This is a genomic window from Streptomyces sp. QH1-20, from assembly GCF_041283565.1.
In the GTDB taxonomy this organism is placed as follows: Bacteria; Actinomycetota; Actinomycetes; order Streptomycetales; family Streptomycetaceae; genus Streptomyces; species Streptomyces syringius.
Window position 1 is genome coordinate 1,628,218 of the sequence record NZ_CP166299.1, and the last position, 12,258, is coordinate 1,640,475.

At 73.7% G+C, this 12,258-nt stretch carries 11 protein-coding genes; 1 reads left to right on the top strand and 10 read right to left on the bottom strand.

Features of this window, described 5'->3' with window-relative positions; all coding sequences use genetic code 11:
• Positions 1-47: 47 nt before the first annotated feature.
• Together AB8O64_RS07190 and fmt are read right to left on the bottom strand one after the other, a co-directional pair.
• Positions 48-1,493, bottom strand: coding sequence for an RsmB/NOP family class I SAM-dependent RNA methyltransferase (locus AB8O64_RS07190; RefSeq protein WP_370418451.1), 1,446 nt, complete (start codon positions 1,491-1,493; stop codon positions 48-50).
• 52 nt (positions 1,494-1,545) lie between these two features.
• On the bottom strand, positions 1,546-2,481 hold the full coding sequence (gene fmt, locus AB8O64_RS07195) for a methionyl-tRNA formyltransferase (RefSeq protein WP_370418452.1): 936 nt from the start codon (positions 2,479-2,481) through the stop codon (positions 1,546-1,548).
• Between the two features lie 382 nt (positions 2,482-2,863).
• Here fmt and AB8O64_RS07200 point away from each other — a divergent pair, with 382 nt between their 5' ends.
• Complete coding sequence (locus AB8O64_RS07200; protein WP_356452101.1) at positions 2,864-3,370, top strand: hypothetical protein; 507 nt, start codon at positions 2,864-2,866, stop codon at positions 3,368-3,370.
• Positions 3,371-3,519: 149 nt separating this feature from the next.
• On the opposite strand, the gene AB8O64_RS07205 is transcribed toward AB8O64_RS07200, so the two are convergent.
• From AB8O64_RS07205 to AB8O64_RS07240, 8 genes are all read right to left on the bottom strand, one after another.
• On the bottom strand, positions 3,520-5,667 hold the full coding sequence (locus AB8O64_RS07205) for a primosomal protein N' (RefSeq protein ID WP_370418453.1): 2,148 nt from the start codon (positions 5,665-5,667) through the stop codon (positions 3,520-3,522).
• Between the two features lie 315 nt (positions 5,668-5,982).
• Positions 5,983-7,191 (bottom strand): methionine adenosyltransferase, encoded by a 1,209-nt coding sequence (metK, locus tag AB8O64_RS07210; protein ID WP_130876850.1) that lies wholly within the window; start codon positions 7,189-7,191, stop codon positions 5,983-5,985.
• A gap of 164 nt (positions 7,192-7,355) precedes the next feature.
• Positions 7,356-8,564, bottom strand: coding sequence for a bifunctional phosphopantothenoylcysteine decarboxylase/phosphopantothenate--cysteine ligase CoaBC (gene coaBC / locus AB8O64_RS07215; RefSeq protein WP_370418454.1), 1,209 nt, complete (start codon positions 8,562-8,564; stop codon positions 7,356-7,358).
• A 115-nt stretch (positions 8,565-8,679) separates the two neighbouring features.
• Positions 8,680-8,952 (bottom strand): DNA-directed RNA polymerase subunit omega, encoded by a 273-nt coding sequence (gene rpoZ, locus AB8O64_RS07220; RefSeq protein WP_004948662.1) that lies wholly within the window; start codon positions 8,950-8,952, stop codon positions 8,680-8,682.
• Between the two features lie 82 nt (positions 8,953-9,034).
• Positions 9,035-9,625 carry a guanylate kinase gene (gene gmk / locus AB8O64_RS07225; RefSeq protein ID WP_130876852.1) on the bottom strand — a complete coding sequence of 197 codons (591 nt, stop codon included), beginning with the start codon at positions 9,623-9,625 and terminating at the stop codon, positions 9,035-9,037.
• Positions 9,626-9,663: 38 nt separating this feature from the next.
• Complete coding sequence (locus tag AB8O64_RS07230; RefSeq protein WP_130876853.1) at positions 9,664-9,987, bottom strand: integration host factor; 324 nt, start codon at positions 9,985-9,987, stop codon at positions 9,664-9,666.
• 214 nt (positions 9,988-10,201) lie between these two features.
• Positions 10,202-11,074: an orotidine-5'-phosphate decarboxylase gene (gene pyrF, locus AB8O64_RS07235; protein WP_370418455.1), complete on the bottom strand. Its 873-nt coding sequence runs from the start codon at positions 11,072-11,074 to the stop codon at positions 10,202-10,204.
• Complete coding sequence (locus AB8O64_RS07240; protein ID WP_370418456.1) at positions 11,071-12,201, bottom strand: quinone-dependent dihydroorotate dehydrogenase; 1,131 nt, start codon at positions 12,199-12,201, stop codon at positions 11,071-11,073. The genes pyrF and AB8O64_RS07240 overlap by 4 nt, the downstream gene beginning before the upstream one ends.
• Positions 12,202-12,258 lie beyond the last annotated feature (57 nt).

Genomic DNA, 12,258 nt, shown 5'->3' on the forward strand with positions numbered 1-12,258 from the left:
CCGCCACACCAAGCCCCGTCCGGCGATGGAGGACACCGCAGAGGCCGTCAGGCCGTCCGGCGCAGCAGGGCCAGGTACATCGCGTCCGTGCCGTGCATGTGCGGCCACAGCTGCACGTCGGGGCCGTCACCCAGTGCGGGCACACCCGGCATCAGCGGCCGGGCGTCGATCCACTCGGCGCTCGCCGCCGGGCCGCCCCGGCCCTTGAGCACGTCCTCGACGACCGCGCGGGTCTCGGCGGGGTGCGGGGAGCAGGTCGCGTAGCCGACGACGCCGCCGACCCGGACGGCGGCCAGCGCCTCGCGCAGCAGCCCGCGCTGGAGGGGCGCGAAGCCGTCCAGGTCCTCCGGACGGCGGCGCCAGCGGGCCTCGGGGCGGCGGCGCAGCGCGCCGAGGCCGGTGCAGGGCACATCGACGAGGACCCGGTCGAAGGACTCCGGGCGCCACGGCGGGCGGGTGCCGTCCGCGGCGATGACCTGGTACGGGCCGGGGTTGCCGGCCAGGGCCCGCTCGACGAGCCGGGCGCGGTGCGGCTGCTTCTCGGAGGCCAGCAGGCTCGCGCCGCGCTGCGCGGCGAGCGCGCCGAGCATCGCGGCCTTGCCGCCGGGACCCGCGCAGCCGTCCAGCCAGCGGGCGTCGGGGCCATCCACCGGGGCGTTCGCGAGGGCGAGGGCGACCAGCTGGCTGCCCTCGTCCTGGACGCCCGCGCGGCCCTCGGCGACGGCCTGCAGCGCACCGGGCTCGCCGCCCTCGGCGAGCCGCACGGCGTACGGCGACCAGCGGCCGGGCAGCCCCGAGTCCTCGCCCACCGCGGCCAGCAGCTCCTCGACCGTCGAGCGTCCGGGGCGGGCGACGAGGGTGACCTCGGGCCGTTCGTTGTCGGCCTCCAGCAGGTCCTCGATACCGGCCCGGCCGCCGCCGAGGGCGTCCCAGAGGGCGGAGACGATCCAGCGCGGGTGCGAATGGACGACGGCGAGGTGCGCCTCGGCGTCGTCCTCGTACGGCGGAGCGACTCGTTCCAGCCAACCGTCGAGGTCATGAGCGGTGATCTTCCGAAGCACCGCGTTGACGAACTTGGCCCGCCCGTCGCCGAGGACGACCCGGGCCAGCTCGACGCTGGCGGAGACCGCGGCGTGGGCGGGGATGCGCGTACCGAGCAGTTGGTGCGCGCCGAGGCTCAGCACGTCCAGCACCGGCGGGTCCACCTCGCGCAGCGGCCGGTCGACGCAGGACGCGATGATCGCGTCGTAGGTGCCCTGGCGGCGGAGCGTGCCGTAGACCAGCTCCGTGGCCAGCGCCGCGTCCCGCGCGTCGAAGCCGCCGCCCTCACGGGCCTTGCGCAGCAGCGGCGGCAGCACGAGGTTCGCGTACGCGTCCCGCTCGTCCACGGCCCGCAGGGCCTCGAAGGCCAGGATCCGCACCGGGTCCTTCTGGGGACGGCGGTAGGGCTTCGCAGGACGGCTGGGCTGGCGACGCGGCGCGCGATCGTTCACGAAAGGTGCTCCGGAGCTGGGGTGGTGAAGGGGTCCAGCGTACGCGCTGCGCCTACGCGCCGCCGAGCCGCTCGCCTGCGGCGATACGGACCCCGCGGGCCCAGTCGGCGGCCTTCATGGGCTTCTTCCCCTGCGGCTGGACCCACAGGAGCTCCACGGCGTGCGAACCGGTGCCGACGTGCAGGGAGTTCTTCGCGGCGGCGATCTCCCCGGGCGTCAGATCGGTGCGGTCGGGGGCCGGGGCCACCGACATGACCTTCAGCCGCTCGCCGCGGAAGAGCGTCCAGGCGCCGGGGGCGGGGGCGCAGCCGCGCACCACGCGGTCGACGCGCAGGGCCGGCGCGGACCAGTCCAGCTGGGCGTCCTCGACATTGATCTTCGGGGCGAGGGAGATTCCCTCGGCGGGCTGCGGCACGGCCTTGAGGGTGCCGTCCTCGATGCCGTCCATGGTCGCCAGGAGCAGCCCGGACCCGGCGAACGCGAGCCGGGTGAGCAGGTCGCCGCTGGTGTCGGTGGGTCGGACCTGCTCGGTCAGCACGCCGAAGACGGGCCCGGAGTCGAGCCCCTCCTCGATCAGGAAGGTGGAGGCTCCGGTGACCTCGTCGCCCGCGAGGATCGCGTGCTGCACGGGGGCCGCGCCGCGCCACGCGGGCAGCAGCGAGAAGTGCAGGTTGACCCAGCCGTGGGCGGGGATCTCCAGGGCGGCCTTGGGCAGCAGCGCGCCGTAGGCGACGACCGGGCAGCAGTCGGGGGCGATCTCGCGGAGCCGGGCGAGGAAGTCCTCATCGCGCGGCTTGGCGGGCTTGAGCACCTCGATCCCGGCCTCCTCCGCGCGCTGGGCGACGGGGCTCGCGACGAGCCGGCGACCGCGCCCGGCGGGGGCGTCGGGCCGGGTGACCACGGCGACGACCTCGTGCCGGTCCGAGGCGAGCAGGGCGTCGAGGGCGGGTACGGCGACCTCGGGGGTACCGGCGAAGACGAGCCTCATGGGTGGCGAACTACCTCTCAAGCGCCGAGCGGAACGGCGCCCCAGTCTAGTGCGGTGATCACGGGCGGACCACGGGCGGACCACGGCCGCGGTGGCGACCGGCCGCGACCGCACCCGGGGCGGGGTGCTGCCGGGCCCGCTCCCCCGCCCGCCGTGCCGGAAGGCCCGGAATCGAGGGGCGTAAGGGGGCGCCGCGCGCCCCATTTCATCTGACGTGCGCCCCCATACCGTGACCCGGCGGGCTGTGGCGCGTTGTGGTCAAGAGAGATTGACCGAAAACGGGCCGCTGCCGCGGCCCGCTCCCGTTCTCGGTCCGCTCGCACCCTTTTCCGTTTGCTCCGCTTTCTCCGTCCTTTTCACCGCCGGTCCGAGAGGCTTGTTCATGGCCGACCACGCAACCCACGACGCCCAGGCACGGGCCAGCCTGCATCTTCTGGTGCGGGACATCGAGCGGGTCCGCCGACAGGTGGACGCGCTGCGTACCCTCACCGCCCAGCTGGGCAATGTCTACCGCCCCCGCCGCACGGGCCCCTCCGCGGGCTTCGTCGTCTACGGGCGCGCCCCCGCCCCGACCGTCCGGCTGGCGCAGGAGCTGCGCGACAGCGTCGAGACGCTGGTGACGGCGGCGGTGGACTTCGACCGTTCGCTGGGCTTCTCGTGGGACGCGGTGGGTTCGGCGCTCGGTGTCACCAAGCAGGCCGTGCACCGCCGCTACGGCGCCCGCCGCAGCAACGGCCAGGTCCCCGCCGAGGGCACCGAGGCCGTGCGCACCGCCGAGCCGCAGTCCGTGCCCATCGTCCCCGCCGCCCGCTCCATGCCGGGCCAGCCGCCCGTGCCGCACCGCGAGGAGCCCCGCCCCCCGGCCTTCCCGGGCCCGCGCAACGGCTGACGGGCCGATGTGACGGCTGACACCGGCGCGGCAGCCGCCGTGGGCGGCACGCGTCCGAGCTGCCGCGGGCAGCCCCGCGGCAGCCGTCCGCGCCGCTCGCCGGCCACCTGGCCCGACCCCGGACCGACCCCGGCCGGGCCGCGGCCCGGCTAGCCGATGTCCGGCGGATCGATGCGCAGACGGACCGGCTCCCCGTCACGGCGCGCCAGCCTCGCGGCCTGGGCCGTCTTGAGGGCGGCGGCCAGCGCGGCCCCCTGCCCGGGGCGCACCCGCAGCAGGGCCCGCTCCCAGCTCTCCCCCGGCGGCGGATCACCCGCGCGGCGCGGCCGGCCGGGCACCGTCACCGGCAGCGGCACCGGGCCGAGCACCTCGGTGCCGTCCGGCAGCCGCGCCGCGGCGATCAGCTCGGCGACGGCCTCCGGGGGGCCGGCGACCGCGGCCATCCGGGACACGGGCGGAAAGCCCAGCTCGGCGCGGTCGGCCAGCTCGCGCACCGCGTGTCCGGCCGGGTCCCAGCGGACCAGCGCCTGCACGGGCCGCAGCGTCGGCTCGGCGACGACGACCACGGTGCCGCCCGCGTCCTGGCCCCGCACCAGCGCCGCCGCGGCGAGCCAGCGACGCAGCGCCTCCTCGCCCGCCCGCAGGTCGGGGCGGCCGAGGAGGGCCCAGCCGTCCAGCAACAGGGCCGCCGCGTAACCGCCCTCGGCGACCGGCTCGGCACCGGGCGTGGAGACGACGATGGCGGGCCGGTCCGGGACCGTGTCCAGCACGTGGTCACGTCCGGAGGTCCGTACGGGCACGGCGGGAAACGCGCGGCCCAGCTCCTCGGCAGTGCGCCGGGCCCCCACGATCTGCGCCCGCAGCCGGAAGCCGCCGCACTCCCCGCAGTGCCAGTCCCGGGCCTCGAGCCCGCACCACGCGCAGTGCAGCGCGCCGTCGTCCCCGCGCGCCTCCAGCGGGCCCGCGCAGTGCGCGCACCGGGCGGGCTCCCGGCACCGCTCACAGGCCAGCCGGGGCACATACCCACGGCGCGGCACCTGGACGAGGACGGGGCCGTGCTTGAGGCCCTCCCGGGCGGCCTGCCAGGCGAGCGTGGGCAGCCGGGCGGCGCGGGCCGCCTCGTCCCGCGCCTGGTCGGCGTCCCCGACCGTACGGATCAGGGGGGCGGCGGCCCGCACCCGCTCGCGCGGGGCGGTCAGCGGCAGTGCCCAGCCGGTGTCCACCAGCTGCGCCGCCTCGACCGTGCAGCCGAACCCGCCGAGCAGGAACGCGGCCTTCTCGTGCGCGGCCCGCAGCTGGAGCACCTCGCGCGCGTGCGGCTGCGGGGCGTGCTGCTCGCTGTGGCTGGAGTCGCCGTCGTCCCAGATGGCCGCGAGCCCGAGGTCGCGGACGGGGGCGAACATCGCGGCCCGGGTGCCCACCACGGCCCGTACGGCACCACGGCTGACCGCGAGCCAGCGACGGTAGCGCTCCTCGGGCCCGGTGTCGGCGGTCAGCAGCACATGGCGGCCGGTGCCGAGCTGTTCGGTGAGCGCGGCGTCGACCCGGGCCGCGGCCCGGCCGTCCGGCACGACGATCAGCGCGCCGCGCCGCGAGGCGAGCGCGGCGGCGGCGGCCCGCGCCAGCTCCTCGGGCCAGTGCGGGCCGGGCAGCGCCGTCCACACCGCCCGGGGGGCGTCGCCCCGGGCGACGGCGTCGAGGAAGGCGGGCCCCGTGGGGTAGCGGGCCCAGCTGCCGGGCTCCGGCCGCGCGGGCGGCGGCACCGGCTCGGGCGACGCCTCGGCCTCGATACGGGCGTGCCGGGGCGGCACGGCCAGCTGCAGGACATCGGCGAGGGAGCCCGCGTACCGGTCCGCGACGGACCGGCAGAGCTGGAACAGGGCGGGCCCGAGCACCGGCTCCGGGGACAGCACCTGGGCGATGGCGGCCAGCGGGCCCTGGTAGTCGGACTCGGCCACCCGGTCGACGATGTAGCCGTCGAGCAGCCCGCCGCCCTCCCGGCGACCGCCGCGCACGTTCCGGGTGCCCGCGCCGAACCGCACCCGCACCCGCGTGCCCGGCTGCGCGTCGGCGTCGAGCTCCAGCGGCACCGCGTAGTCCCACAGGCGGTCGAGGTGGACCGGGCCCTTGTCGACCAGGACGCGCGCGACGGGCAGCTCCTTGGCCAGCTCGGCCCCCCGCCAGGTGCGCGGCTTGGCGCGCGGCACCTTGGCCTTGCGTACGGTCTCGCGCAGGAACGCGAGCTGCTCCGCCTGTTCCCCCGCGGGCTCCCCGGGTCGCCCGTTCTCGCTGCTCACAGCCTCAGTCTTAGCAGACGCCACTGACAGGGGGCGGTGCGCTGCCGGGGTGCCCGAGATCAGAGGTCGGTGACGGTGTGCTTGCGCCTTGGGCCGCTCGGCCACATCGGCCCCCGGGAGCCGATGGCGGGATTCGAACCCGCGAGGGGCGCGTTCGCCCCGGAAGGATCCGTCGCCTGCGCACCGGGCACCCCGGAGCACGCCGCTCACGCTACGGGCCGGGGCACCCCCGCCGCCACGGGAATTCACGGCAGCACGACGGCCCCGGACCAAGCGGTCCGGGGCCGTCGTCTGCAGCGTGCGGCGGCGAAGGCCTTACAGGCCCGCGGCCTTCTTCAGCGCATCCACGCGGTCCGTGCGCTCCCACGTGAAGTCGGGCAGCTCACGGCCGAAGTGGCCGTACGCGGCGGTCTGCGCGTAGATGGGACGGAGCAGGTCCAGATCCCGGATGATCGCGGCCGGGCGGAGGTCGAAGACCTCGGCGATCGCGGTCTCGATCTTCTCGACCTCGACCGTGGCGGTCCCGAAGGTCTCGACGAACAGACCCACCGGCTCGGCCTTGCCGATCGCGTACGCGACCTGCACCTCGCAGCGCGTGGCGAGACCGGCGGCGACCACGTTCTTCGCGACCCAGCGCATCGCGTACGCGGCCGAGCGGTCGACCTTGGACGGGTCCTTGCCCGAGAAGGCACCGCCGCCGTGGCGGGCCATGCCGCCGTAGGTGTCGATGATGATCTTGCGGCCGGTCAGACCGGCGTCGCCCATCGGGCCGCCGATCTCGAATCGGCCGGTCGGGTTGACCAGGAGGCGGTAGCCCTCGGTGTCGAGCTTGATGCCGTCCTCGATCAGCTCCTTGAGGACGTGCTCGACGACGAACTCGCGGATGTCGGGAGCGAGCAGCGAGTCCAGGTCGATGTCGGACGCGTGCTGCGAGGAGACGACCACGGTGTCCAGGCGCACGGCCTTGTTGCCGTCGTACTCGATGGTGACCTGGGTCTTGCCGTCGGGGCGCAGGTAGGGGATGGTCCCGTTCTTGCGGACCTCCGACAGACGGCGGGAGAGCCGGTGCGCCAGGTGGATCGGCAGCGGCATCAGCTCGGGGGTCTCGTCGCAGGCGTAGCCGAACATCAGGCCCTGGTCGCCGGCGCCCTGCTTGTCGAGCTCGTCCTCGTCGCCCTCGACCCGCTGCTCGTACGCGGTGTCGACACCCTGGGCGATGTCCGGCGACTGTGCGCCGATGGAGACCGAGACGCCACAGGAAGCGCCGTCGAAGCCCTTCTTGGACGAGTCGTAACCGATCTCGAGGATCTTGTTGCGCACCAGAGAGGCGATCGGCGCGTAAGCCTTCGTCGTCACCTCGCCGGCGACGTGCACGAGGCCGGTGGTGATCAAGGTCTCGACGGCGACCCGGGAGGTCGGGTCCTCCTTCAGGAGTGCGTCGAGGATGGTGTCACTGATCTGGTCAGCGATCTTGTCGGGGTGACCTTCGGTCACAGACTCCGAGGTGAACAGGCGGCGGGACACATCGCTCCCTGGGGTTGCAGCGGCTGCTGGCTGATCATTTATGGACCCGGCCGAGAGCTGCGCTCGACGCGGATCCAGAGGTCAGTTTATCCGGCGTTCTCGTGGTTGGGGCATCCTGTCGCGCATCAAGCCCTGCGTGACCTGCGACACCTGCCTCCGCGCCCTCAGGAGAGCCGCGGTGCCACGAGGTCCCAGACGGTGTCCGCGAGGGCCTCCTTCGGGCCGTGCGGAACGGCGGTCTCACTGCCGTCCGCCCCGAGCACCACGGCCTCGTTCTCCTCGGAACCGAACGTCTTTCGCTCGCCCACCTCATTGACAACCAGCAGGTCACAGCCCTTTCGGGCGAGCTTGGCCCGGCCGTTGGCCAGCACCTCGTCGGTCTCGGCCGCGAAGCCGACGACGACCTGTCCGGGGTGCGCCCGGTCCGCCGAGATCTCGGCGAGGATGTCGGGGTTGCGGACGAGCGCGACCGGCTCGGGTTCCCGGCCGTCGCGCTTTTTGATTTTGCCCTCGGCGTACCGCTCGGGCCGGAAGTCGGCCACCGCGGCCGCCATGACCACGGCATCCGCGTCCGCCGCGGCCGCCAGGACCGCCTCGCGCATCTGCACCGCCGTGCCGACCCGGACCACGTCCGCGCCGGCCGGATCGGGCAGCTCGCTGTTGGCGGCGACGAGCGTCACCCTGGCCCCCCGGGCGACGGCCGTACGGGCCAGGGCGTACCCCTGCTTGCCCGAGGAGCGGTTGCCGAGGAAGCGGACCGGGTCGAGCGGCTCACGGGTACCGCCCGCGCTGATCACCACATGGCGGCCGGCCAGGTCCGCCGCGGGCTGCCCGGCGCCGCGCGCCAGCACCCGGCGGCAGACCTCGAAGATCTCGCCCGGGTCCGGCAGCCGGCCCTTTCCGGTGTCGACGCCCGTGAGGCGGCCGACAGCGGGCTCGATGACGATCGCGCCCCGGCGGCGCAGGGTCGCGACGTTCTCCTGGGTGGCCTGGTTCTCCCACATCTCGGTGTGCATCGCCGGGGCGAAGACGACCGGGCAGCGCGCGGTGAGCAAGGTGTTGGTCAGCAGGTCGTCGGCGAGGCCGTGGGCGGCCTTGGCGAGCATGTCGGCGGTGGCGGGCGCTACGACGACGAGCTCGGCCTCCTGCCCGATCCGCACGTGCGGCACCTCGTGGACGCTCTCCCACACCTCGGTGCCCGCCGGGTTCCCGGACAGGGCGGACCAGGTCGCCTCGCCCACGAAGTGCAGGGCCGACGCGGTCGGCACGACCCGGACGTCGTGGCCCGACTCGGTGAGGCGGCGCAGCAGCTCGCACGCCTTGTAGGCGGCGATCCCGCCGCTGACCCCCAGGACGACCTTGGGCTTGTCCATCGCTTCGCTTCTCCCCGCGCAGTCGTACATGCAGTCGTACGGTCGTATGCGTCTATGACACACCACAGGCCCGGCAGCTGCGCTGCCGGGCCTGTGGTGATGAAAAACCGAATGCTTACTGAGCCGGGGCCTCGATGGCCTCGGAGGTCAGCAGGCCCGCGTTGATCTCGCGGAGCGCGATGGAGAGCGGCTTCTCGTGGACGTGGGTGTCCACCAGCGGGCCGACGTACTCCAGCAGGCCCTCGCCGAGCTGCGAGTAGTACGCGTTGATCTGGCGCGCACGCTTGGCGGCGTAGATCACCAGGCTGTACTTCGAGTCGGTTGCCTCGAGCAGCTCATCAATCGGCGGGTTGATGATGCCCTCGGGCGCGGTGATGGAAGAGGACACTCTCTGCCTTCCGAAGGGGGGTGGAGAAGGAGGTGAAGCTTCGAGCTTCGGGGCCGGCGCAGTGGTCTGAGCCAACCCCAGCTCAACGCAGCAAGGCTAGCAGCTCACGCGCGACGTCCTCGACGGAGGTGTTGACCAGCGTCGTGTCGAACTCGGGCTCGGCCGCCAGCTCGATCTTCGCAGCGGCCAGCCGGCGCTCGATGACCTCCGGCGACTCGGTGCCGCGGCCGGTGAGCCGGCGGACCAGCTCGTCCCAGCTCGGCGGGGCGAGGAAGACCAGCTGGGCCTCCGGCATGGACGTGCGGACCAGCCGCGCGCCCTGGAGGTCGATCTCCAGCAGGACGGGCTCGCCCGCCTCCAGACGGTCGAGCACCGCCTGCCGGGGCGTGCCGTAGCGGTTGCCCGCGAACTCCGCCCACTCCAGCAGTTCGCCGTTGGCGATGAGCTTGTCGAACTGCTCGTCGTCGACGAAGAAGTAGTGGACGCCGTCCCGCTCACCGGGCCGCGGCTTGCGGGTGGTGGCGGAGACCGAGAGCCATACCTCGGGGTGTGCCTTGCGCATATGGGCGACGACCGTGCTCTTACCGACCCCGGAGGGGCCGGAGAGCACGGTCAGCCGCGGTTGTCTGGCCGGGGGTACGGGGGACGTCCCCCGGGAGACTGCAGTACTCATGCAGCGATTATCCCGGTTCCCGGGAGTGCCTGGGAACGTCAGGCGGCTTTGCCGCCGAACTCACGCTCAAGAGAGGCGATCTGATTCGTGCCGAGCCCGCGCACGCGACGGCTCTCGGAAATGCCGAGCCGCTCCATGATCTGCTTCGCGCGAACCTTGCCCACACCGGGAAGGCTCTCCAGGAGAGCGCTGACCTTCATCTTGCCGATGACGTCGTTCTCCTGGCCCTGCTTGATCACGTCATGCAGCGAGGCGCCGGAGTGCTTGAGTCGATTCTTGACCTCGGCGCGCTCCCGGCGAGCCGCGGCGGCCTTCTCGAGCGCGGCTGCGCGCTGTTCAGGGGTAAGGGGCGGAAGAGCCACGCCTACGTCACCTCGGATGTCGAACTGTCGGATAAGGACCGGTGAGGAACCTAGTCGGCCCACACCTGCGGAGCAACGAGCAACGCGCTTGCTCGTTCGCTCTCGTCGGAGACTAGCGGCCGATCCCGCTCCAGTCAGCGAGAACAGACGAAAAGTCCTGGTCAGACTCTCTCGACCAGGACTTTTCGGGACATACTGACCAACAATTTTGGCGTTAACGCGACGCTGCCGTGTCCACGGCGTCCCGTACCTCACCGGCGAACCGGGCGGCACTCGCGCGCAGCGCGGCCACGTCCGGACCGTGCCGCAGCACACCGCGGCTGACGTTCGGGACGACGTCGCGGACGGCCGCGCCGAAGACCCGGGGCAGGTCGGCGGGGGTGGCGCCCTGCGCGCCGATGCCCGGGGCGAGCAGCGGACCGTTGATCGCGAGGTCCACGCCGGCCGCGCCGAGCGTGTCGCCCAGGGTCGCACCGACCACCGCACCGTACGAGCCCATGGGCGCGGCATCGGCGTTTTCGGCCTTCACGTGCTCCAGCATGGTCGCCGCGACGCTCGCGCCGTCGGCACGCACCGCGTGCTGGACCTCCGCGCCCTCCGGGTTCGAGGTGAGCGCGAGGACGAAGACGCCGGTGCCGCTCTCGCGGGCCAGGTCCAGGGCGGGGCGCAGCGAGCCGTAGCCGAGGTAGGGGCTGACGGTGACGGCGTCGGAGAAGAGCGGCGAGGCCGCATCGAGGTAGGTCGCGGCGTAGGCGGCCATGGTCGAGCCGATGTCGCCGCGCTTGGCGTCCATCAGGACCAGCGCGCCGGCCGCCCGGGAGTCGGCGACGGCCTGCTCCAGGACGGCGATGCCGCGCGAGCCGAAGCGCTCGAAGAAGGCGGACTGGGGCTTGAGGACGGCGACGCGGTCGGCCAGGGCCTCGACGACGGTGCGGGTGAAGCGCTCCAGGCCCGCGATGTCGTCGGACAGGCCCCAGTCGGCGAGCAGGGCGGCGTGCGGGTCGATGCCGACGCAGAGCGGGCCGCGCTCGTCCATGGCACGGCGCAGCCGGGCGCCGAAGGGGTCCAGGGGGGTGGCGGAGGTCATGCGGTCGCCTTCCGGGTCTCGGCGCCGACGGCCTCGGCGAGGGTGGCGTACGGGCTGGCGGCGAGCTTTTCGGCCAGACCCCGGTGGATCCTCCGGCACCAGAACGGGCCCTCGTAGATGAAGGCGCTGTAGCCCTGGACGAGGGTGGCGCCCGCCAGGATGCGCTCCCAGGCGTCGTCGGCGGTCTCGATGCCCCCGACGCCCACCAGGGTGATCCGGTCGCCCACACGGGCGTACAGACGGCTCAGGACCTCCAGCGAGCGGGCCTTGAGGGGGGCGCCGGACAGGCCGCCGGCACCGATGGCCTCCACCGTGCGCTTCGGCGTCTTCAGGCCGAGCCCGTCGCGGGCGATGGTGGTGTTGGTGGCGATGATGCCGTCCAGGCCCAGTTCGAGGGCGAGGTCGGCGACGGCGTCGACGTCCTCGTCGGCGAGGTCGGGGGCGATCTTCACCAGCAGCGGCACGCGCCGGGTGGTGACCGTGCGGTCGGCGGCCTCGCGCACGGCGGTCAGCAGCGGGCGCAGCGCCTCGGTGGCCTGGAGGTTGCGCAGCCCCGGCGTGTTCGGGGAGGAGACGTTGACGACGAGGTAGTCGGCGTGTGCGGCGAGGCGCTCGGTGGAGGTGACGTAGTCGGCGACGGCCTCGTCCTCGGGGACGATCTTCGTCTTGCCGATGTTGACGCCCACCGTCGTACGGCTGTGCTTTTTACCGAGGGCTGCCTTCCGGGCGGCCAGGCGCTCCGCCACGGCCGCCGAGCCGTCGTTGTTGAAGCCCATGCGGTTGACGAGCGCGCGGTCGGCGACGAGGCGGAAGAGCCGCTTCTTGGGGTTGCCGGGCTGCGGCTGGCCCGTGACGGTGCCGATCTCGACGTGGTCGAAGCCGAGCATCGTCATGCCGTCGATGGCGGAGGCGTTCTTGTCGAAGCCGGCGGCGAGGCCGAAGGGACCGTGCATGCGCAGGCCGAACGCCTCGGTGCGCAGCGCCTTGTGACGGGGCGCGAGGACGGCCGCGACGAACGTGCGCAGCACCGGGACGCGGGCGGCACGGCGGATCCAGCCGAAGGCCAGGTGATGGGCCTGCTCGGGGTCCATCCGCTGGAAGAGCAGTCGGAAGAGGAGGGAGTACATGGGGGCCAGACCTTCGTAGGGCGAGCGGGGTGTCCGTCGGGACCGCCCGCCCGCCCC